This window comes from Allobosea sp. 05T433 (assembly GCF_056396065.1).
Genome location: NZ_JBFTKS010000038.1, coordinates 21645 through 43868, shown reverse-complemented (window position 1 = coordinate 43868; position 22224 = coordinate 21645). Strand labels below are relative to the sequence as shown.

At 64.7% G+C, this 22224-nt stretch carries 18 protein-coding genes, 1 tRNA gene and 3 pseudogenes; 2 read left to right on the top strand and 20 right to left on the bottom strand.

Annotated features, from left to right (window positions below; genetic code table 11):
* Window positions 1-168: 168 nt before the first annotated feature.
* From AC1DGP_RS31470 to AC1DGP_RS31450, 5 genes and pseudogenes are all read right to left on the bottom strand, one after another.
* Window positions 169-363, bottom strand: a pseudogene (locus tag AC1DGP_RS31470) (dihydrodipicolinate synthase family protein); the annotation flags it as partial.
* A 293-nt stretch (window positions 364-656) separates the two neighbouring features.
* Complete coding sequence (locus AC1DGP_RS31465; protein WP_476832996.1) at window positions 657-1511, bottom strand: DMT family transporter; 855 nt, start codon at window positions 1509-1511, stop codon at window positions 657-659.
* Between the two features lie 947 nt (window positions 1512-2458).
* Window positions 2459-3952 carry an ABC transporter substrate-binding protein gene (locus AC1DGP_RS31460; protein ID WP_476832995.1) on the bottom strand — a complete coding sequence of 498 codons (1494 nt, stop codon included), beginning with the start codon at window positions 3950-3952 and terminating at the stop codon, window positions 2459-2461.
* Between the two features lie 133 nt (window positions 3953-4085).
* Window positions 4086-4387 (bottom strand): annotated as a pseudogene (locus tag AC1DGP_RS31455) (IS6 family transposase); the annotation flags it as partial.
* An 80-nt stretch (window positions 4388-4467) separates the two neighbouring features.
* Window positions 4468-4543 (bottom strand) — tRNA-Ile (locus tag AC1DGP_RS31450).
* A 170-nt stretch (window positions 4544-4713) separates the two neighbouring features.
* Between AC1DGP_RS31450 and AC1DGP_RS31445 the strand changes: the two genes are divergently transcribed.
* On the top strand, window positions 4714-5076 hold the full coding sequence (locus AC1DGP_RS31445) for a hypothetical protein (protein ID WP_476832994.1): 363 nt from the start codon (window positions 4714-4716) through the stop codon (window positions 5074-5076).
* Here the strand turns inward: AC1DGP_RS31445 and AC1DGP_RS31440 are convergent.
* The 14 genes and pseudogenes from AC1DGP_RS31440 to ehuR form a co-directional block, all read right to left on the bottom strand.
* On the bottom strand, window positions 5057-5503 hold the full coding sequence (locus AC1DGP_RS31440) for an RES family NAD+ phosphorylase (protein ID WP_441508087.1): 447 nt from the start codon (window positions 5501-5503) through the stop codon (window positions 5057-5059). The two genes, AC1DGP_RS31445 and AC1DGP_RS31440, sit on opposite strands and share 20 nt — an antisense overlap.
* Before the next feature lies 1 nt (window position 5504).
* The gene (gene parS, locus AC1DGP_RS31435; protein WP_476832993.1) at window positions 5505-5933 is read right to left on the bottom strand and encodes a type II RES/Xre toxin-antitoxin system antitoxin; all 429 of its coding nucleotides are present in this window, start codon (window positions 5931-5933) and stop codon (window positions 5505-5507) included.
* Window positions 5934-6835: 902 nt separating this feature from the next.
* Window positions 6836-7883 (bottom strand): annotated as a pseudogene (locus AC1DGP_RS31430) (IS110 family RNA-guided transposase).
* 188 nt (window positions 7884-8071) lie between these two features.
* Entirely contained in the window at window positions 8072-9454 is a 1383-nt protein-coding gene (locus AC1DGP_RS31425; protein ID WP_476832992.1) for an aminotransferase, read from the bottom strand.
* Between the two features lie 35 nt (window positions 9455-9489).
* The gene (locus AC1DGP_RS31420) at window positions 9490-10998 is read right to left on the bottom strand and encodes an NAD-dependent succinate-semialdehyde dehydrogenase (RefSeq protein ID WP_476832997.1); all 1509 of its coding nucleotides are present in this window, start codon (window positions 10996-10998) and stop codon (window positions 9490-9492) included.
* A gap of 135 nt (window positions 10999-11133) precedes the next feature.
* Complete coding sequence (gene ehuA / locus AC1DGP_RS31415) at window positions 11134-11913, bottom strand: ectoine/hydroxyectoine ABC transporter ATP-binding protein EhuA (protein ID WP_476832991.1); 780 nt, start codon at window positions 11911-11913, stop codon at window positions 11134-11136.
* A complete protein-coding gene (ehuD, locus tag AC1DGP_RS31410) occupies window positions 11910-12602 on the bottom strand; it encodes an ectoine/hydroxyectoine ABC transporter permease subunit EhuD (protein WP_441492588.1) in 693 nt (230 codons plus the stop codon). Before ehuD ends, ehuA begins: the two co-directional genes overlap by 4 nt.
* A gap of 10 nt (window positions 12603-12612) precedes the next feature.
* Complete coding sequence (gene ehuC / locus AC1DGP_RS31405; protein WP_476832990.1) at window positions 12613-13278, bottom strand: ectoine/hydroxyectoine ABC transporter permease subunit EhuC; 666 nt, start codon at window positions 13276-13278, stop codon at window positions 12613-12615.
* Window positions 13279-13357: 79 nt separating this feature from the next.
* Complete coding sequence (gene ehuB / locus AC1DGP_RS31400) at window positions 13358-14209, bottom strand: ectoine/hydroxyectoine ABC transporter substrate-binding protein EhuB (protein ID WP_441480479.1); 852 nt, start codon at window positions 14207-14209, stop codon at window positions 13358-13360.
* Window positions 14210-14314: 105 nt separating this feature from the next.
* Window positions 14315-15328 (bottom strand): N(2)-acetyl-L-2,4-diaminobutanoate deacetylase DoeB, encoded by a 1014-nt coding sequence (gene doeB / locus AC1DGP_RS31395; RefSeq protein ID WP_441492589.1) that lies wholly within the window; start codon window positions 15326-15328, stop codon window positions 14315-14317.
* A gap of 4 nt (window positions 15329-15332) precedes the next feature.
* Window positions 15333-16511, bottom strand: coding sequence for an ectoine hydrolase DoeA (gene doeA / locus AC1DGP_RS31390; RefSeq protein ID WP_476832989.1), 1179 nt, complete (start codon window positions 16509-16511; stop codon window positions 15333-15335).
* Window positions 16508-17521: an ectoine utilization protein EutC gene (eutC, locus tag AC1DGP_RS31385; RefSeq protein ID WP_476832988.1), complete on the bottom strand. Its 1014-nt coding sequence runs from the start codon at window positions 17519-17521 to the stop codon at window positions 16508-16510. Before eutC ends, doeA begins: the two co-directional genes overlap by 4 nt.
* Complete coding sequence (gene eutB / locus AC1DGP_RS31380; RefSeq protein ID WP_441480483.1) at window positions 17518-18546, bottom strand: hydroxyectoine utilization dehydratase EutB; 1029 nt, start codon at window positions 18544-18546, stop codon at window positions 17518-17520. Before eutB ends, eutC begins: the two co-directional genes overlap by 4 nt.
* A 135-nt stretch (window positions 18547-18681) precedes the next feature.
* Complete coding sequence (gene ehuR / locus AC1DGP_RS31375) at window positions 18682-20136, bottom strand: MocR-like ectoine utilization transcription factor EhuR (RefSeq protein WP_441480484.1); 1455 nt, start codon at window positions 20134-20136, stop codon at window positions 18682-18684.
* Between the two features lie 60 nt (window positions 20137-20196).
* Between ehuR and AC1DGP_RS31370 the strand changes: the two genes are divergently transcribed.
* A complete protein-coding gene (locus AC1DGP_RS31370) occupies window positions 20197-20658 on the top strand; it encodes an Lrp/AsnC family transcriptional regulator (protein ID WP_441480485.1) in 462 nt (153 codons plus the stop codon).
* A 491-nt stretch (window positions 20659-21149) separates the two neighbouring features.
* Here the strand turns inward: AC1DGP_RS31370 and AC1DGP_RS31365 are convergent, their stop codons facing one another.
* A complete protein-coding gene (locus AC1DGP_RS31365; protein ID WP_476832987.1) occupies window positions 21150-22217 on the bottom strand; it encodes an ABC transporter ATP-binding protein in 1068 nt (355 codons plus the stop codon).
* Between the last annotated feature and the right edge of the window lie 7 nt (window positions 22218-22224).

The window sequence follows — 22224 nt, the reverse complement described above, 5'->3', positions numbered from 1 at the left end:
GAGCTTCTCTTCCGGCGTCCACCGCCGCCGCGATCCCGTCGTGATCACTTCAAGCCGAGAGAGCTTCGGCATAGGCGTATGACTATCCATACGCCTATTTCTTCACTCAGCACGCGCCACCGCAAGGCGGCCCACGCCGAAGGGCTACGGAGAAACGCGACTCCAGGCTCAGCTATTCGCTCTGGGGTCGGTTTTTGCCACGCGTTCTAGTAGGTAGTCGACCTCTGCCTTCGCGGCGGCTGTGATGGTGGAGCCCGGCAAACGCTGGGCGTCATGGCTGAGGATGCCGCGCTTCATCATCGTGTATTTGCGGACCGCCAAGCCCGCGCCTTGCTGCTGGGCGATGAGGGAGAGGGCGAGGTGGAGCGCGACGACCTCCCCTTTGATGACTCGGACCGGGCGGTTGGAAGCGATCCTCCGATCCGAGCCGAGATCGTTCGCCGTAGACGAATGCGACGCGATCACACGTAATCTGCGCGAACTCGACCGCCGACGAGGATCGATCGCCCGATTGCTGCATCAGCCTGTTCGCCCATTCGAAGATCGCGACGGCCTAAGCCATGGCCCGACGCCGCACCCCCAGCACCTGATTTCAAGCGCCAGGTGGCCAGGACTACATGGCTGGCGAGACGCTCCATAGCCTCGCTCGCCGACAGCTACCTAGCCCGGATGCGTTCCCGGTGGGCCGTGTAGAGTCCGCTCGCCGCGATCACCGCTCCTCCGAGGAAGGTCATGGCCTCGGGGACAGCCCCGAAGATGGCGAAGGAGAGTAGGGCTGCGGAGGCGAGCTGCACGTACGAGAACGGGGCGATCGTCGATGCGGGGGCCTTCTTGAAGGCGAGGATGACCATCCAGTGACCGATGGTCGAGAACAAGCCCATGGCCACGCCGATCCCGATCTCCCGCAGTGTCAAAGGATGCCAGGAGAAGGCCACGCCCGCGGACAGCACCGCGAAGCCGATGAGCGCGGACCAGGCCATCGTCACCTCCGACCGCTCGGCATGCATCTTTCGCGTCACGATCGCGGCCACCGCCCAGCACATGGCGGCGCCCATCGGCAGGAGAGCCGCCATGCTGAACCCAGCGGTGCCCGGTCGCACGACGATGAGCACGCCTGCAAAGCCGACCGCTGCCGCTGCCCAGCGGCGAAGGCCCACCTTCTCGCCGAGCAATGGGATGGACAGGGCCGTGATGAAGATGGGCGATATGAAGTTGATGGCGGTTGCCTCCGCAACGGGAAGCTGCGTGAGGCCCAAAATGAAGAGCATCGCGGAGCCAGCCACTGCGAGGCCACGAAGGGTCTGCATGCCGGGCGAGGCGGCCACGAGGGCGCGCCTGCCGCTCATAGCGAACGCGGTCGGCACAACCAGGATGACGAATACGAGATAGCGCAACCACGCCACCTGCACGCCGGGAAGGTTTGCCGTCAGGAGTTTCGCCGAGACGTCTCCGGCGGCGAAGAACAATGTGCTCGCCAGGATGAGACCTATGGCGAGGAACGCGTTGTCCACGGGTAACGAGATACCGGCGGGACGGGTAGGGGGCTTCCTTATCGAGACATCAGAGGAATAGGCATCGCAATCGGCCGCGGTGGCAGCTGCAGACGGGGGTGACATATCGATCCGATCGGGAAATTCGATCTGGCGGCGCGCCATATCCTTGGTTCAAGCAAGGCGCATGATCGTGATCAAACTATGAATTCGCGGCGCAATCGCCGAGCGAAGAAGCCCTACCCGCCATGTGAAATTTGCATGCGATGTGGTCCTCCGTCGTCGCGCCCTGCCTTCCTGATGGGTGCCCCTTACTTGCATCCGCGCGATCCCGAAGCCGACGCACGGCGATGCATGACGGGCGGGTAGCTCCACATCCGCCGAGGCTGCCGGCATCCGATCAACTGAAGGCCAGGGTAGGGGTCTCGGCGCTCAAAAGAGATCGGAGGCCTTGGCTGTCGGGAGCGCCAAGGTGAGGAGTTATATGACCTTGGCGCGTAGCCGCGCGTCGGGAAGTGGATTGTCAGGCGAACCGAGGGTGGGTCCACATGCGCCTGATAACCCGCTCCCGAACGGCCTCTGCGCCTCTTGCTGGACGGTCGCAAACGCGCAAAGTCGGGGCAGCCACCCGCCGTGCTTACGGTTTCTTTTGATTCATTTAGGCCGATGTCTGAGAGGACGTGCGGCCATGGCTCCGAGCGGATGGTGATGTATTCGCTACTGGCGCGCGCCGAATTAATCGCCCCCATTCGGGATCGGAGGCATTTGTATGACTCCGTCAGCTGACCAATCGACCGGGTCACGCAGCAACAGGATGATTGGCCGACTGGGTTCAGGGCATGACTTTCGCGAGAAACCGAATTCGATCGACCAAGCCTGGGTAGGTTTGCGCTTCCGAACCCGGCGGCGACCGGTTCAGTCCCTGACGCTCGCCGGCAGTTAACGTGCCAATGCCAGCTAGGCTCGAATCACTCCCCCCAACGCATGCGGTTGAGGAACAGACTTTCGTTCGGCGTCGGGTTGAATTGCAGTGGCTTGGCGGCACCATAGCCGACGACGGTCTGATAAAGAGGTACGACGGGCAGTGTCGCCGCAACAATTTCATGAATCTTGCGATAATCGGCCAATCGTACTGCGGGATCGAGCGTCGCGCGCGCGCGGTCGAGCAGCCCGTCGATCTCCTTGTTCTCGACGATTGTCCAGCCATTGCCGGAGTGGAAGAGTTGGTACAGCGCACCGTCCGCGTCTTGGCAAGCGCAGGAGGAGCGGCTGATGGCGAGGATGGGAGAGTCGAGGGGTCCGCGCTGGGTCCTTTGAAGGAAGCTCGGCGTGTCGACCAAGGTGATCGTCACCTCGAACCCTACATCGCGCAATTGCTGTTGGATCGCCTGGACGACACGCTGATCGAAGAAGGGCGCGGTGGTCAGCGCAAATGGCACTTTGGCTGCAGCCCCGGCCTCGGCGACAAGCGCCTTGGCGCGCGCCGGGTCGTAGGTGGGGCCGGCGATGCCCTCGGCCCAGCCAAAATGTGCCGGCGTCAACATCTGCGCTATGGGCTTCTCCTGCCCGCCCAGAATGCCGTCGATGATGCCCTGTTTGTCGACAGCTCGCGCCACGGCTTCGCGAATCTTGGGGTTATCGAAGGGGGGCTGGTTCGGATTGAGGCGCAGATAGGCGAGGCGCTCGGTTAGGGCCGTCAGGGGCTTAACCCGCTGCGACATCTTGAATTGGGCGAGTTGGTCGTTGTCGAGCCCCACGGCAAGGTCGGAGCTCCCCGCCTGCAGATTGGCGACGCGTGTCGCACCATCAGGCACGGCGCGAAAGAGCACGGTCGGGAATGGGCCCTTGGTGCCCCAATAGTCATCGTTGCGCTTCAGGGTCACGGCAACGCCGCGCTGCCAGCTTTCGAAACGATACGGACCGCTCCCGACCGGCTTGAGATTGAAGGGGTCGTTGCCGACTTTCTCGACGACCGCCTTTGGTACGATCGAGAGCTTCACGAGCTGGGCGAGCAAAGCCGGATAGGGCCCGTCGGTGACAAGTTTCACCTCCGTCGCCGAGAGGGGGACGGCGGCAACGATCTTGTCGAACTGCCCGCGCTGCGGGCTCCCGAAGGACGCGTCGGTGATACGCTTGATGCTGAAGGCGACATCCTCGGCGGTGAGTTTTGATCCGTCATGGAAGGTCACGTCACTGCGCAGCGTGAATAGGATTTCCGTATTGGACAGGCTGCGCCAAGAGGTGGCGATCTGAGGGATGATATCGCCCTTGTCGTCGCGGGTGACGAGATTGTCGAAGATGTTGCGGTAGACGTAGTAGCTATCGGGATTCCACTGGATCTGCGGATCGAGCGTCGACGGTTCGGCCGCCAGATCCACCACCAAGCGGTCTGCACTGGCAAGCGCAGGGGTGGCGAACCCCAAGGCGGCTGCAACCAGCCATCGGCCAACCTTGAGCTTCATCATCTGGTCCTTTTGGAGCGCGTTGGGGCCTGTGCCTTTCGGATAGTCCGTCAGTTTCGCACCGCGCCGAAATGACCACAATTCTATTGTGACATGTGAAAATAGAACGTTCTCTCGCGGTCAAAATCCAATGGAGGCGTTTCTTCGCCGAGCCGTTCTGCGTGAACTCGTCAAGAACATAGCCCTCTTGATCGACGGCGCACCACAGCCAGTGCCTCTGGCCGCCGCTGCCGCCGACAGGCTACGGGCTTATTCCCGCCCGAATTTCAGGGCCCGGCGCCTCACCGTCTCGTAGGAGACAGCAATGCTGCGCTCCGGCAGCATCTCCTCGACAAGGCGACGGCTCAGGGGAAAGCAAAAATACAGCCACACCGCATGAGCAATGATCGCAGGCGGAAATCGATGGCGACTATAGCTGATGGTCGACTGGCTCATGCCCGCCCATCCACACAGCTCTCCGCCACCGGAGTGACAACGCCGAGAGAACGCGGATGGCAAGGCCATTGAGAGGAAAATGGTGGGCCGGGCCGGATTCGAACCGGCACCGCCGCTGTTATGAGCAGCGAGCTCTAACCGTTGAGCTACCGGCCCACCCTTCGCCTAACACCCTCCCGTTCTGCCCGGCAAAACGCGAGAACGGCGCGCAAACGGAACCAAGACACCGTTGCGGCGCTAAAACGCGCCGGCGTGATCACACCGGACCGCGCAGCCCGGAGCCGGGGGCGCCCTATACCTATGTCACGACCGACAGATTCCTGTCGGTGTTCGGTCTCGCCAGCCTGCGCGACCTGCCGGATCTCGAAAAGCTCGAGGATGCCGGCCTGCTGACCAAGGACACGCTCCTGGCTGAGGAGTCCCGACGAGCGGCGCCGACGACGGGGAGGGCGACGCGGAACGTGACGGCGTCGCCAATGATCGGGGCGCGACGGGCGGAATTGAGCCAGCATGATGAGCCGAGCCAGCGAAGAGGCCTTTCATCGATGAGTTCAACCAGGCGCGCGGGGTCGGCCGATGAGTCTTTCAATGAGATGAAGAAGTGGATCGAGCAGCCCGTGCCTCAACCAGCCAGATGGGTGATCTGTCCCGCCGATCGGCAGGTTCTCCTCACGGAGGCATGTATGTGAGGGGGAGCCAGAGCCGCCTGTCGAAATCAAATGGTTTTGTGCTTTGGATGCTGATGCTCGCGGCTCCGGGGTGCGCCGGGTTGATCAGCAAGTTGAAGCTGTTTGGCACCACAAAGGATGGAACCTTAAGGATCGGGGTTTCCATTGTGGCGAGCCAGCGGTCACCGACAGTTGCCGGTGCTTCAATTGGGTCCAAAATCTCTTTGATTACAGCTGAGCCTGACTCGATTTCCATGAGGACGTAATCGTCTGGGATCAGGTCAGGCTCGAGGTCGAGATGTACTCTTACCTCAAGAATCGCGAGTGCCGGGTTTTCGGCCGTATACAGCAGGGGGCGTCCGGGAGTGTTCCACCGTCCGCCGTAGATCCGAGCCCCCTCGCCGTTCAAATCGGCGAACGGTAAACGGCAAACACGCCAGACTTTCATATCAGGCGGCGATGCCGTGGMCGATGCGGCCGAGCAGCGCCTCGACCTGGTCTGCTCCCTCCGACGTGTCGAGGAGGTCGATGGGTTTTTCGCCGCTGAGTGCGGTTGTTGGTCGGCGCAGCCACTTGGCTGCCTTCTGCTGAGATCCGAACGTTTCCTCAGCTTCGGCAAGGACGCGCGCAGCCCGGATCAGGCGGTCAGATTGTTCGGATGTCAGGGTGCCAATCTTGCGCCGGTGGCTGAGGGTTTTGCGAGGAATGACAACCAGGTCAATTTCGGCGAGGGACATGCGGCCGCTGCTGATGACGTACTCCACAGTCTGGACCGGGAAGCCTCGCCGAACTGCGCTAATGAGATCGCGGCTGCTATTGATGGGGGCGCCGATTAGGTCGCGCCCACCAACGACTTCGAGTGCGGTAACTGTGGTCATGGCCGATCTCCCTGGCGATATGCCTTAGATATAGGGGCATATCGCCATAACTACAAGTGGCACGGTCGCCAAGCCGCCGGATCAGGGTCGCGCCCTCGGCGTTCTCGTCGATGCCCAGCATCGCCTTCCCCTCGCGGCCCGGTTCGGCTCGGGCGACCCAAGACGATGAGGCCACCCAGGCAGAGCACGGGCCCGGTACAAGCCAGCTTTCTCAGGAACGCGCCGCAGCCCGCGCGCCGTGGTCTCGCCCTCCCGATCCTCGGAGGTGCGGCGAAAATCCAGCTCCTGCGTGTCCGTCGCCAGTGCGTCGACAACCGGCTCGCGCCAGCAACATCCGTTCGCCACCTGTGGTCAGCTCCATGCATGTCACGCTGGAGATCCTGCGCGCAAGCGCGCTTCATGGCCGGGGAGGGGGCCGCCCGTTGATCCTCGAACGCCGGGAACAGGCGCTGATCGGTGACGGGCGGAGCGGACAAGGCACTGCTGACCAGCGCCAGCGGGTCAGCCCGTTTTGCACACAACCTTGGTCGCAACCGACCGCCGTTTCACGGGCAATCAATGTCCGCTTCTCTATCGCGGTTTAAGTCAAGGGGCCGCACCGATCGACCGCCGGTTGTGCCAGCGGGGACGACGGCCGTGCGGATCGCGTCCAGCTGTGGTCGGTTCCTGCTCGGGGGCATTTCGGTACGAGGTCGCCGCACGGGGCTCGCGCTTCTCTCCGGGGTCGGCGCAGGGGCCGCCCCATGATGGGGTAAGAGGATGAGGCGGACCAATCTCTCGGGCGCTCTTGCCGCCGTCGAGCGGCAGAGGCTGCGGACATTACGATCTCGTCTCACCACCGTCCCCGTGAGGACCTCTTCCTGCCGTGGCAGAACCCGTCGCTGCTCCTGTGCGGGCCGGGGTCAGGCCGCCTGAACGGCGGCTGCCGGGTCGCGGCCCCAGCGGAAGTCGGTGCCGTCGATCCACATGCGATGCAGGATCACCGCCAGTCGCCTGGCGACGGCTACGATGGCGCGCCGCATGCCGCGCCGCTGCGCGACCCGCGTGCCCCATGCTTTGAGCCACGACCAGTGCCGGCTCTGCGTAAGCAGCGTCTGGGCGGCCTCGTACAGCATCGTCCGCAGCATGGTGTCGCCGGACTTGGAGATGCCGCCATCATAGTCGATCTCGCCGGACTGGTGGCGTCGAGGTGTCAGTCCAACGTGCGCGCCGACCGCCCTGGAGTGAACAAAGCGCTGCCGGCTGATCGACCGTCGCCCGATAGGTGAGCGCCACGACCGCCCCGACACCAGGCGCGGTCATCAGCCGCCGGCACACGGGATCCTGGCGAACCACTTCGAGCAGCATTTTGTGCATCCGCGCGAACTCCTGGCGCAGGACGCGCCGGACGGTGAGCAGTGGCTCCACGATCGCCGACAGACTGGACATGCCCGCCACCAGCTCGCGGACGCGAGCTTCGAACCCGGCCTTGCCGACCACGCCGACCTTGAGGCCGAAGTTGCGCAACGTGCCGCGCAGGTCGAACTCGATGTCGAGCATCTTGCGCTGCAGGAGCTTGCGGCCGGTCAGCAGCATCCGCTTCTCCTGGCTCGCCAGCGTCTTGACGTGTACCGGTTTGAACAGGCCGACSCGCATCATCTGCGCGATGCCACGAGCGTCGTGACGGTCCGACTTGTTGACCTGTTGCGCCTTCAGGAGCGAGTTCATGTGCCGCGTCTCGACGCAGATCACCGGCAGGCCTGCTTCCGCCAAGCCATTCACCAGCCACTGCGAGAGCGGACCGGCCTCAATCCCGATCCGGCCATAGTCGCCACTGATGGACATGAGCAGCACGACGAGATCGTCCGGCTCGGTCGCAACCTTCTGCTCGAACACAACCTTGCCGGCTTCGTCGACGACGCACACCGCCGTCTCCTGCACCGACACGTCCAGACCTACGAAATGCGCCATCGCCGTCGCTCCTTCGCTCGCTGCCGAGGTCAGGTCCGACCTCTCCGGCACCGTATGTGAAGAGGCTGCGCACTTCCGCTCCCGGATCGCCCGCAGCCACCGCGATACCTCATCTCCCGGGCGAGGGCCCCAACGTCCCTAACTGGCGCAACAGCGCCAACGCGACTAGGTTCATGGGATCATTKGCGCTAAAGCACTGCCGCCACGGCGCGCCGGGTCGCGTCGACGATCTGGTCGACCTCCTGCCTTGTGAGGCATAGCGGTGGTGCGAAGCCCAGGATATCGCCTTGCGGCATGGCGCGGGCGATGACGCCCTGTTCCAGCAGGGCGGCGGCAATGCGCGGGCCGACCTTTTCAGAGGTAGCGAAGAAGACGCGGTCATCCCTGTCGCGGACGAACTCGACCGCCGCCAGCAGGCCCTCGCCACGGACCTCGCCGACATGGCGATGGCCGCCAACGGCATCCTGCAGCGTCGCATTGAAATAGGCGCCGACTTCGCCGGCATTGCGCACGAGATCGAGTTCGTCGACCAGTTCGAGATTGGCGACGCCCGCAGCAGTGCAAAGCGGGTGCGAGGAATAGGTCCAGCCATGGCCGATCGGGCCGTATTCATCCGAGCCCTGCTCCAGCACCCGCCAAAGCTTCTCCGAGACGATGACGCCCGAGAGCGGCGCATAGGCCGAGGTCAGCCCTTTGGCGATGGTGATGAGGTCGGGCTCGATGCCGTAATGGTCCGAGCCGAACATGCTGCCCAGTCGCCCGAAGCCGGTGACGACCTCGTCCGCGATCAGCAGGACATCGTGCTTCTTCAGCACCGCCTGGATCTTCGCCCAGTAGCCGGCGGGCGGCGGCACGATGCCACCCGTGCCGAGCACCGGCTCGCCGATGAAGGCGGCGATCGTCTCCGGTCCCTCGGCCTGGATCAGCTCCTCGAGCTTGTCGGCGCAATGCTGCGAGAACTGCTCCTCGCTGAGGCTGCGGTCCTCGCGGTGGTAGTAATACGGCGCTTCGGTGTGGAGGATCGGGGCCCTGGGCAGGTCGAAGAGAGTGTGGAAGGCGGCAAGGCCGGTGAGGCTCCCGGTCATCACGCCCGAGCCGTGATAGCCGCGCCAGCGCGATATGATCTTCTTCTTCTCCGGCCGCTTCAGGACGTTGTTATAGTACCAGACCAGCTTGAGATTGGTCTCGTTGGCGTCCGAGCCAGACAGCCCGAAGAAAACGCGGCTCATGCCCTTGGGCGCGCGCTCGATCACCATCTTGGCGAGCTTGATCGAGGGCTCGGAGCCGTGGCCGACATACGCATGGTAATAGGGCAGCTTCGCCGCCTGCTCGGCGATCGCATCGGTGATCGACTTTCGGCCATAGCCGACATTGACGCAGTAGAGGCCGGCGAACGCGTCGAGGCTCGTTTTGCCCTCGCGGTCGACGATGTAGGCGCCCTCGCCACCGGTAATGATGCGGTTCGGGGCCTCACCACGGGCATGCTGGCCCATATGGGTCGAGGGATGGAAGACGTGGTCGCGGTCCCAGGCGTCCAGTTCATTGCTGGTGCGGGCGTGATGGTCGAGCATCGCAGGAATCCTTCGTGGAAACGGCAAGCGGCGCCTCAGTTCAGATCGAGGCAGACATATTTGAGGTCGGTGAAGGCCTCGAGGCCGTGGCGCGAGCCTTCGCGACCAAGGCCGGATTGCTTCATCCCGCCGAAGGGGATCGGCGCGCCGGTGATCTTGACCCGATTGACCGCCACCATCCCGTATTCGAGCGCCCTGGCCATGCGCGCGGCCCGCGCACCGTCACGCGTCACGAGATAGGCGACGAGGCCGTATTCCGTGTCGTTGGCACGGGCGATGACCTCGTCCTCGCTACCGAACGGGGCGATGGCCGCCACTGGGGCAAAGGTCTCCTCGCGCATGATCAGCGCCTCGTCGGGCACGTCGGCGAGGGCGGTCGGTGCCAGGAAGAGCGGGCCCGGCATGGCGCGCTCCGGCGTCAGCCGCCGCGCGCCGCGCGCCAAAGCGTCGGCGATCTGGGCTTCGGCTTTGCGTTTGGCAGCCGCGTGCATCAGCGGGCCTATCTCGACCTCGCGCTCCAGGCCGGACCCGACCCGCAGCGCCGAGACCTTGTCGGCAAAGGCAGCGCAGAAGCGCTCGTAGAGACCACGCTGCACATAGATCCGGTTGGCGGCGAGGCAGTCCTGGCCGGACGTCGCGAACTTGGCATCGATGGCGAGCGCAACAGCCCGGTCGAGATCGGCATCGTCGAAGACGATCAGCGGCGCATGGCCGCCGAGCTCCATGACCACGCGCTTGACGGTTGCCGCAGCGTTGCGGGCGACGACCCGGCCGATCTCGGTCGAGCCGGTGAAGCTGACGGCACGCACGCGAGCATCGGCGCAATAGGTTTCTGCGATCGGCGCGGCGTCGCCGGTAACGATGTTGAAGACGCCAGCCGGCAGCCCGGCGCGGTCGGCGAGCTTCGCCAGTGCCAGTGCCGACAGTGGCGTGTGCGACGAGGGATGAGCGACGACGGTGCAGCCGGCGGCGAGGGCTGCCGCGGCCTTGCGCGTCAGCATGGCGGACGGGAAGTTCCATGGGGTGAGCAAGGCTGCAACACCAACCGGCTCGCGCGACAGGGACATCTGCGCACCCGGCAAATGGCTGGTCACGCTCTCGACATTCACGCGCAGGGCTTCCTCCGCGTAATAGGTGATGAAGTCGGCGGCGTACGCGATCTCGCCGCGCGCTTCCGCCAGCGGCTTGCCCTGTTCAAGCGTCATTAGAAGCGCGAGATCCTCGGCAGCCGCAAACATCGCGGCATGCCAGCGCCGCAGCAGTGCTGCGCGCGCCTGCGGCAGCAGCGCTTTCCAGGTCGGGAAGGCAGCATGCGCCGCCTCGATTGCCTGCGTCGCTTCAGCCGCTCCGAGCGCTGCGACCTGCGCGACGAGGGCGCCCGTCGCGGGGTCGCTCACCGGGAAGGTCTTGCCGTCGCGAGCAGCGGTCCAGCGCCCGTCGATATAGGCGACCTGCCGTAGCAGGCGACGATCGGCGAGGCGCGACAGTCCGGGATGCTCCGCAGGCTTGGCGATTGCAGTTTCCCGCCTTGCCGTGCTCGTCATTGCGTTCATGACCATCCTCCCTCGGTTGACGACGAGGTTAGGTGAAGGACTGGCGAGACTGTCTTCGAAGTCTCGGTTTCGCGCCGAGAAAGTCTCGGAAGTTCAGGCCGGCGCCGATAGAGTGTCGGCGCCGCCTCAGCCCAGCACCGAGGCCAGGAATTCGCGTGTGCGAGGCTGCTCGGGCGCGCTGAAGATGCGCTCCGGCTCCCCCTGTTCGCAGATGCGCCCCTTGTCGAAGAAGCAGACCCTATCGGAGACCTCGCGAGCGAAGCGCATTTCGTGAGTGACCAGCAGCATGGTGAGGTCGTGTTCGCTGGCGAGGCCGCGGATGACGGAGAGAACCTCTCCGACGAGTTGCGGGTCGAGTGCCGAGGTCGGCTCGTCGAAGAGCAGCACACGGGGACGCATGGCCAGCGCGCGGGCAATGGCGACGCGCTGCTGCTGGCCGCCGGAGAGCTGTGCAGGATAATGGTCCTTCTTGTCGGCGAGCCCGACCATGGCGAGCAGGTCGACGGCCCGGCATTCGGCCTCGCCGCGCGGCAGGCCGAGCACGCGCACTGGCGCTTCGACGACATTGCGCAGAACGGTCATATGCGGGAACAGGTTGAAGCTCTGGAAGACCATACCGACATGGCTGCGGATCCGGCGCAGATGCCCGTCCGACGCCTTGAATGGTCCGCCGGCTTTCGGCTCGTGATAGGGCATGCCTGCAAGCGTCAGCCGGCCCTCCTGGAACGGCTCCAGCGTCATCAGGATGCGCAGCACCGTCGATTTGCCCGAGCCCGACGGGCCGATCAGCGTGACCTTCTCCCCACGGGCGACGCTGAAGTTGAAGTCGTCGAGCACGGTCAATGCTCCGAAGCGCTTGGTGACGCCGGCGAACTCAATGATGGGCGCCTGAGAGGTCTCGGTCATCGTAGCGGGATCCCTGCTTTCGGCAGCGCCTTGTGCAGCCGGTGCAGGCCGGCTGAGCAGATCAGCGTGAGGAGGAGGAAGATCAGGCCGACCAGGGTCAGCGGCACCAGATATTCGAAGGTGCGCTCGCCGATCATGTTGGCGAGCCCCATCATCTCAAGCACGGTGACGACGGAGAGCACCGGCGTCTCCTTGATCATCGCGACGAGATAGTTGCCCATCGCCGGCAAGATGCGCGGCACGATCTGCGGCACGACGATGTCGCGATAGGTCTGCATCCGGGAGAGGTTCAACGCGGTCGCCGCCTCCCATTGCCCGCGCGGCACGGCCTCGATACCGCCGCGGTAGACCTCGGAGGTATAGGCCGAATACTGCAGCCCGAGCGCGATCGCCCCGGTCAGGAAGGCCGGCAGCGTGACGCCATAGTCCGGGAGCACGTAGTAGAGGAAGAAGAGTTGCACCAAGAGCGGCGTGTCGCGCAGGAACTCGACGACGATGGCCGTCGTCCAGGACACGGCCGCAAAACGGCTGCGGCGCAGCAGCGCGAAGACAAGGCCGAGCACCAGCGCGATCGCAAAGCCTGCAGCAGCCGCCTGCAGCGTCACCGTCAGCCCGATCAGGATAATCGGCAGGATCGAGGACGCGTAGGTGAGCGGCGTCGTCGTATCCCATTCGAAGCCGTACATCATGCCATCAGCCTCACGAATGGGCCGCGCGCGGGAAGGCGGCGCCGCGCCGGACCAGCCGTTCGATCAGCCGCATGATCAACATCAGCACCAGCGACATCCCGAAGTAGCCGACGAGCGTCAGGCTGTAGACGCCGGCGCTATCGAGGGTGAGGTTGCGGATCGATTGCGCCCGGAAGGTCAGGTCAGCGATCGAGATCAGCGACACCAGCGAGGATAGTTTCAGGGTCTCGATGGCGAGATTGCCGAAGGCCGGCATCATCTCGACCAGCCCCTGCGGCAAGGTGATGTGAAGAAGCGTCTGGGTGCGGCCGAAATTCAGCGCCCGCGCCGCTTCGTGCTGCTGGACGGAGACCGATTGAAGCGCGCCGCGGACGATCTCGGAGCCATAGGCGCCGACATGTAGCGAGAGCACGAGGATACCGGTGGCGACCGGCTCAAAGCTTATCCCTAAGAGCGGCAGGGCGTAGTAGAACCAGAACAGCTGGACGAACAGCGAGGTGCCGCGGAAGAGCTCGGTGTAGCAAAGGGCAATCGTCGCCAGCACGCGCCCGCCCTCGACGCGGGCGATGCCGGCCGCAAAGGCGGCGACAGCGCCGATCGCGATCGCCGACAAGGTGATCCCGGCAGTGACGAGGGCGCCGCGCGACAATGCGGGCAGATAGGACAGCCACTCCATCCAGTAGGCTCCGCGAAAGCGTTTAACAGGTGTGGAGCTCCACCCGCCATCGGGGCGGGCGGAACGATGTCAGCTACCCTTACTTGCCGGCGCAGAGGTCCTCGACCTTGCGCTCCGCCGCAGCCTTGATGCTGGCTTCCGACAGCCCGTAAGTGCCGAGGATCTTCTTGTAATCGTCAGTCTTGCGGAACTCGACCAAGGCGGCGTTGAAGGCGTCGCGCAGCTCCTTGTCTTCGGACCGGAATGCGAAGCCGCCGAAATTGCGGACCGGCTTGCCGTTGACCACAGGGTCGCTGAAGGGCGCGACCTGCTCGACATTGGCCTGGCCCTTGGCGAGCGAGGCGACGGTGAGTTCGGTCGCGGCATAGGCGTCGGCGCGGCTCTGTACGGTGGCGAGCGCGTCGGCATTGGCGGTGATGAAGATCACCTGGCTGTCCTTGACGCCGACGGCGCGCAGGAAGTCGATATTGTTCGCCCCGGACACGACCGCGACCTTCAGCGACGGATCCTTGGCGATATCGGCATAGGTCGTCAGTTTCTTCGGGTTGCCCTTCTTCACCAGCAAACCCTCGCCATAGGAGGAGTTCGGCTCGGTGAAGGAGACCTGCTTGCACCGCTCCGGCGAGATGTTCTGCTCGGCGGCGACGAAATCGAAGCGCTTGGCCTTGAGGCCGGGGATCAGAGTGCCGAACGGCGTGACGGACCAGTTGGCCTCTGCGACACCGAGCTTCTTCAGCACGGCATTGGCGACGTCGGGGCCGATACCGGCCGAGGTACCGTCATCCTTCATGTAGGAATAGGGCAGCTCGTTGGCGGTCGCGACGCGGATATAGCCCTGGTCCTTGACGTCCTTGAGGCTGGTGGCGCCAGCCGCGGACAGGGCGATGGCGAGAGCCATGGCGGAGATTCCGGCAATCTTCAGAAATGGCATCTGCATTCTCCTCTGGTTGATGTTTCTCCGCATGCCGATTGCTTCGGCTTCTCTGGCGTCTTCGCGCCGGCGGCTTGGCTTGGGCCGGTCGCCCGGCCGAACGGGTCAGGGTGCCTCCCGCAGCGCGGCGAGGACGCAAAGGCAGTCGCCCGCCTTGATCAGCCCGGGGATGTGACGGGCGGCGAGGATGCCATCCATGGCAGCCTGGTACTCGGCCGGGGCGAGCCCGGTTTTTCCAACGGGATGAACCCGGGCGATCACTTCGCCGGCCCGCACGGCTTCGCCGAGATCGTGCTGGAAGACGATCAGCCCGTCATCCTGCGCGAAGGTGAAGCAGTCGTCGGAGGGCATGTCGAGCCAGCGGGTCGGCGCCGTCTCGGGCGCTCCTGCGAGGATGCCGGCATGCCTGAGCAGGTTCCCGGCACCGCGCCGGGCGATGCCGATGCTGCGGGCAGTTGCCGTCCCGGCGCCGCCGAGCTCGGTCGTAACGAAGACCTTGCCCATCTCCTCGACCGTGGTGTCAAGCATGCCGACGGCGTCGATCTCCAGCATCTTCATCGAGTACGGCGCAGAGAAGGCGGCAACCGCCGCAAAGCAGCGCGCCTCCTGCGCCTTGTCCGGCAGCTCATGAGCCGCCGCATAGGGCAGGAAGTCGAGCGTCTTTCCGCCCGAATGGAAGTCGAGCACGATATCGGCGAGCGGCACGAGATGGCGCGTGACATAGTCGGCGATCTTCTCGGTGACACTGCCGTCCGGGCGGCCCGGAAAACTGCGGTTGAGATTGCCCTTGTCGATCGGCGAGGTCCGCGTCCCCGCGCGGAAGGCGGGGTAGTTCAGCGCCGGCAGGATGATGACCCGGCCCGAAATTGTCGCCGGGTCGAGCGTGCACGCCAGCTCGAACAGTGCCGCCGGGCCCTCATATTCGTCGCCATGGTTCGCGCCGGTCAAAAGCGCGGTCGGCCCCTCCCCGCTCGCAACGACGCAGATCGGGATCATCACCGAGCCCCAGGCGCTGTCATCGCGGCTATAGGGCAGACGCAGATGGCCGTGCTGAACGCCCTTCGCCGATAGATCGATCGTAGGCGTCACTGGCGAGGGACGGGGCGAGGCGATCGACATGCCCTTACCCCTTGACGAAGAGCTGGCGTGGCACGTTCGACAGGCACTCGACGCCGGTCTGCGTGATCGCGATGCTCTCCGTGATCTCGAGCCCCATGTCCTCGAGCCAGAGGCCGGTCATGAAGTGGAAGGTCATGCCGGGCTTGAGCTCGGTCCGGTCGCCGGGCCTGAGGCTCATGGTGCGCTCGCCCCAATCGGGTGGATAGGACAGACCGATCGGGTAGCCGGTGCGGTTGTCCTTGATGATGCCGTACCGCCTCAGCACCGCGAAGAATGCGTTGGCGATGTCCTCGCAGGTGTTGCCGGGTTTCGCTGCGGCGAGGCCGGCTTCCATGCCTTCGAGCGTCGCCTTCTCGGCGTCGAGGAAAGCCTGTGTCGGCTTGCCCAGGAAGACGGTGCGCGACAGTGGGCAGTGGTAACGCTTATGGGCGCCGGCGATCTCGAAGAAAGTGCCTTCGCCTGATCGCATCGGCTTGTCGTCCCAAGTCAGGTGCGGAGCTGAGGCGTCGGCGCCCGAAGGCAGCAGCGGCACGATCGCCGGATAGTCGCCGCCGAACTCGGCCGTGCCGCGGATGCCGGCATCGTAGATCTCGGCGACGAGGTCGCATTTGCGCATGCCGGGCTCGACGACCTCGACGATGCGCTGGTGCATCAGCTCGACGATGCGGCCGGCCTTGCGCATGTAGTCGAGCTCAGTCTTGCTCTTGACCGCGCGCTGCCAGTTCACCAGCCCGCCGGCATCCTTGAAACGGGCATTCGGCAGGTGCGTCCGCAGCGAGGCGAACGCCGCCGCCGAGAAGTAGTAATTGTCCATCTCGACCGCGATAGGAAGCCTGTCCCAGCCGCGCTCGGCAATGATCTGCGCGAGCAGATCCATCGGGTGGCGCTCGGTCGATTGAACGTAGTGGTCGGGATAGCCGATGATGTTGTCGTGGGCGAGATAGGCGGTGCGCTTCGCGCCATTCGCGTCCTGCTTGCGGCCATACCAGATTGGCTCGCCCGTCGGCGGCACGAGCACGCATTGGTGGACGTAGAACGACCAGCCGTCATAGCCGGTGAGCCAATGCATGTTGGACGGGTCGGTGACAATCATCAGCTCGACGCCAGCCCGCTCCATGGCGGCGCGGGCCTTGGCGAGGCGCTCGGCATATTCCTCGCGGGTGAAATTCAGGGTCACGGTCACGCGGCGTCTCCCGCTTCGGCTCTGGTGTCTATGGTCTGCCCAACGCCGACATCGCGGGCGCGGGCGGCGGCAAGATTGGCGATAGCGGTGTCCTGCACGCCCGTGCCGGTCAGGTCCGCGAAGGTGATCTCGTCGGTACGCGACCGGCCGGGACGCTTGCCGGCGATGACCTCGCCGAGCTCGGCGAAGCTCTGGTCGCTCGTAGCCAGACCGGCGCGGATCGCAGATGCGAGCTCGCCGAGGCGCCGAGTCTGGCTGAGGCGATCGGCAACATAGGTCGCGCGGGCGAAGATGACCGGATCGATCTCGTTCTTGTGCTCGCTGTCGGAGCCCATCGCGGTGATATGCTGGCCGGGCTCGAGCCAGTCCGCCAGCAGGATCGGCTGTGGCGCCGGCGTCGTGGTGACGATGACATCGGCACCGCGCGCGACGGCCTGAGGATCAGCCACGGCGGTGACGGAAAAGCCGAGCTTCCGGGAGAGGTCCGTCGCGGCCTCACCGGCTTTGCACGGATCACGTGCCCAGATCCGCGCCTCGCGGATCGGCCGCACCAGCGCCAGCGCTTCGAGTTGGAACCGCGCCTGCATTCCGGCACCGAAGATCGCGGCGACCGCGGCATCGGGCCGAGCAAGATGACGCGCCGCGACGGCTCCGGCGGCGGCCGTCCTCACATCGGTGAGATAGCCATTGTCCAGAAGCAGCGCCTCGACGAGGCCGGTGCGGGCGCTGAACAGGATCATCAGCCCATTGAGGCTGGGCAGGCCGAGCTTGGGATTGTCGAAGAAACCGGGGCTGACCTTGATCGCGAAACCGTCGAGGCCCGGCACATAGGCCGTCTTCACATCAACCTCGCCGCGATGCTCGGGAATGTCGAGCCGCAGGATCGGCGGCATGGCGACGGGCTTGGTGGCGAGCGCTGCGAAGGCTTCCTCGACACAAGCGACCGCGCTCGCATCGAGCCTGACGACGCGGCGCAATTCCGCCTCGGTGAGGACGAGCATACGGCTCATGCGGTGGCTCCCGAGACGATGCGCCGGTGCGCGGCTTCATCGATATTGCGGCCGGAGACGATGAGCGCCGCCGGGCCTGGCGGGCTGACCTTGCCGGCGAGCAGGGCGGCGATGCCGACCGCCCCGGCCCCCTCGACAACCTCGCCCTCCTCGCGTGCGGCGTGACGGATGCCGGCTGCGATCTCCGCTTCGCTCAGCAGCACGACCTCGTCGATGAGATCGCGGCACAGGGCGAAGGTGACCCGATTGGCGAGGCCGATGCCGCCGCCGAGTGAATCCGCCAGCGTTTCCTCCTCGGCCATCTCGACCGGCCGGCCCGCCACGATCGCCGCGGCCATGGCGGCGCCGCGCTCCATCGAGATGCCGACGATCCTTACGGAAGGCCGCAGCGCCTTGACTGCCACCGCGACGCCGGCTGCGAGCCCGCCGCCCGAGAGCGGGACCAGTGCGCAGGCGAGCGAGGGCAGATCCTCGATCAGTTCGAGCCCGATCGTGCCCTGGCCGGCAACGACGTCAGGATCGTCGAAGGGCGGGATCGGGGTGAACCCGTGCTCGGCGACCAGACGCTCGACTTCGACCTGCGCATCGTCCTGAGAATGGCCAATAATGCGGATCTCGGCGCCGAGCGAGCGGATCGCCTCGACCTTGTTCGTCGGCACCAGCGTCGACATGCAGATCGTGGCGGCAACGCCGAGCTCCCGGGCAGCGTAGGCGACCGCGCGGCCATGATTGCCGGTGGACGCGGTCACGAGCCCGCGCCGGCACTGATCTTCGTCCAAAGCCAGCACCGCGTTCATCGCGCCGCGAAGCTTGAAGGCGCCGATCGGCTGGCGGGTTTCGAGCTTTAGATGGACGGGCTGGCCGCACAGGCGGCTCAGGAAGGCCGAGGCGACGAGCGGCGTGCGCGCCACCCGGCCGGCGATACGCGCCGCTGCGGCTTCGATGTCGGGCAAGGCCAGGGAGGCCGGCGGAGCGGCCGGCCGATCTGCTTCGGCAGTGGCAAGATGCGGTTTGATCACCTTCATTTCCCTCTCGCTTGTCATGCTGCGAGGGAGAAAAATTCATGTCAATTATTATATTGTAATGATTCAATCATAACGGGAGCAAGCCCGCACGCGGCAATGACGCGAAGAAGACCGTGCCGTTTGCGGCCGCAGCTCTCAGCCGATCGCGCCGATATCGAAGACCGGCGGAAGCTGCTCGAAAGTCTGGCGTACACTCGTCAGCGTCCGGGTCAGCAGCTCATGGCTCATCCGCCCACCAAGGCAGATGCGGATGCCGCCGCCATGGCCGACGCCGGCCACGAAGGGATCGGACGGCGTCACCGCCACGCGCCGGTCGGCGAGCGAGCGCACCAGGCTGTCTTCGGTCCAATGCGTGGGCACCTTGAGCCAGGCGCAGAGCGAGAGCGGATGGCTCGAGGCGACGTGGCTCCCGAGTGTCTCCGTCACGATGTGCTGGCGCGCCTTGGCCTCCTCGCGCTGGACGGCAAGCAGCCTTTCCGCCGTACCGTCCTCGACCCAGCGCGTCGCGATCTCGGCTGGCAGATAGGTGCCGCTCCAGCTCGTCACGCGCAGGATCGAGGCAGCGCGGATCGAGTATTGCGGCGGCACGACCAGATAGCCGACGCGCAGGCCGGTCAGCACCGTCTTGGTGAAGCTGGTGAGGAAAAAACCGAGATCCGGCAGCATCGCTGTGATCGACGGGAGCGGCTCGGGTATGAGCGGCTTGTAGACCTCGTCCTCGACGACGAAGACGCCGTGGCGCTGCGCGATCTCGGCAATGGCGCGGCGGCGCTCGGGGCCAGCGACATGGCTCGTCGGATTGTTCAGCGTCGGGATGAGGACCAGCGCACGCACACCGCCAGCACGGCACGCTGCCTCGACCGCATCGGGGCGAACGCCTTCCTCATCGGTCGGCAGGCCCCTGAGGCTGAAACCGAGAACATTGGCGAGGCCGATAACTCCATGATCGGTCAGGTTCTCGGTCAGCACGAGGTCGCCGGCGCGGACCACGCAGGCGAGAGCCAGGAAGAGCGCGTGCGCGGCACCGTTCGTGATCAGGATGCGCTCGGCTGATGTCTCCACGCCAAGCGGCCCGAGCCAAAGCCGCGCCGCTTCGCGATGGCGGTCGAGGCCCGCGATCGGCCGGCACGGCCGCATGAAGGCGCTGGTGTCGCCCTCGGCCAACGCGGCCAGCACCTGGCGCGAGGCCGCCTCATGCGCATCGAGATATACCCCGCGCACGATCGAGAGGTCGACGATCTGCGTCGGGCTGCGGTCGAGCATCAGCCGCCCTGCCTGCTCGGTGACACGGCTCTTCACGAAGGTCCCGCGCCCGACCTCGCCGCTGAGATAGCCGAGTCGCTCGGCCTCCTTGTAGCTGAGGCTGACGGTCTGGACGGAGATGCCGAGCTCGCGGGCGAGGTCGCGATGGGTTGGCATCCGGTCCATCGGCTTCAGAACGCCGGCGCTTATGTCGCCGATGATGCGCTCGGTCAGGGCGGCATGCTTGGTCGCGCCCCTCTGCTTCGTCAGGACCGGGTGCCATTCGACGGCCTTCTCCACAACCGGAGAAAGCCTGTTGCCGGAAGGCCGCGCGGCTTGACGGAACATGGGATTGTCTCGTTCTTAGGAGTCAGAATTCATGACATTATGCACGTGCGGTCACCGAAGATGAAGCTCGATCCCATCGATCTCAAGATCGTCGCAGCCCTGCAGCGTGACGGCCGCATGACCAAGCTCAAACTCGCCGAAACGGTCGCGCTGTCGCCGGCGGCCTGCTGGGAGCGGTTGCGCCGGATGGAAGAGGCCGGCGTGATCAAGGGCTATACCGCCATCGTCGATCTCGGGGTGGAGGCGCCGCGCACCACGGTGATCGTCGAGATCAGCCTGAAGAGCCATCAGCAGGCGGATTTCCGTCGCTTCGAGGAGGCGGTGGCCAGGGAACCGGCGATCGTCGCTTGCGATGCCACCGGCGGAGGCATCGACTACATCATGCGCGTGGTCGTGCCAGACATTGACAGCTATCAGCGCCTGATCGACAGGCTGCTCGACCCCGCGATCGGGATCGAGCGATACTACACCTTTGTCGTGACCAAGAGCATCCCGCTCGTCGAAGCGCATTCACGTGCATAGCAGCACGGCCAAGGATCCAACGAATATCCGCTTCCGTCAGAAGCGACAAATAGTCACTTCTCTTTCCCTTTGGCTTCAGTTCGCAAATCAAATGGCGCATAAATGTTCTGGGCGATCTCTCAATGACCGGAATTAGCGCGATCCGGACCAATGCATTGGTACAGGCGAAGTTCAGCCTGGAGCCGGAGATCGATCCCTGCGGTATTTTACCCGACACACGCGTAGCTAAATCAACGAAGCTGCGATCGATCCTCGAGCGCTCCCCTCGATCTTGGCTTTGTTGGCAGATCAAATGCCAGACGACGAAGGCCTCATATCCCGGTTCTCCATCAGCAAAAACCCTCTGGCAGCAGGCAGTGCCGAGGTGTCCGCGCCAACTTGCTCGCGCACGACAGGCATGAGCACAGCTGCATCCTCTCTCATCCCTAAAACTCGCAGATCATCCGATCCTGAGCCGAGCTACACGGTGCTACATAGCAATCGTTGCGGCGTCAGTGCTCGATCACATGGATGCGGGTAGGGGCCCATTCTATGTCGCATTCATCGCCCCGACGCAGGTCCGGCATTTCCATGCTGGGGACCCGGATCCGCAGTTCCTGGCCGTCCTTGCGCCCGAGGACAAGGACGCTATCGCCATAGTTCACTATCTCCGCGATGGTGATTGAATTTCGCAACGGCGATAGTTCCGCACGTTCGGAGCTGAGCCGGATTGTTTCAGGGCGGACGAGTATGCTGACGTCTTTGCCAGGCGGAACGTGCTCGGCGCTGGTCGCGATCGGGCCGATGCCGGCAACATCGACGAGGCCACTTTCGCGTGTCTTACCCGAGAGTAGATTGCTATCCCCGACGAAGGAGGCGACGAAGCGCGTCTTCGGCGTGAAGTAAACCTCGCTCGGCGTTCCGATCTGCTCGATGCGACCCCGGTTGAACACAGCGATGCGGTCCGACATGGCCATTGCCTCGGTCTGATCGTGGGTCACGTAGACCATCGTGACGCCAAGCTCGCGGTGGATGCGCTTCAACTCCATCTGCATTTGTTCCCGCAAAGTCTTGTCAAGCGCTCCCAGGGGCTCGTCGAGCAGAACGAGGTCAGGCTGGAAGACGAGGGCGCGCGCTAATGCAACGCGCTGCTGCTGGCCGCCGGAAAGCTCGGCCGGGGCCCGGCCAGCATATTCGGCGAGGCCGACCATGGCGAGCGCGGCCGTAACCTTGGCTTGCGCCGGCACCTTGGCGACGCCACGCATGCGCAAGGGAAAGCCGACATTCTGCGCCGCGTTCATATGAGGAAACAGAGCGTAATTCTGGAATACCATCCCGATATTGCGGTCGTAGGGCTCGACTGCATCGATCTGGCGCCCGGCGATGCTGATCTCGCCTCGCGTCGGACGCGCAAATCCCGCGATCATCATCAGCGTTGTCGTCTTGCCGGAACCGGAGGGGCCAAGGAAGGAGATGAACTCACCAGGTGCGACATCGAGGTCGATGGCCTCGACCGCATTTTGCCCTGGTAGATAGCTCTTGGTCACCGATTTCAGCGACAGCGAACGGGCGGTTTCCATCGGAAGG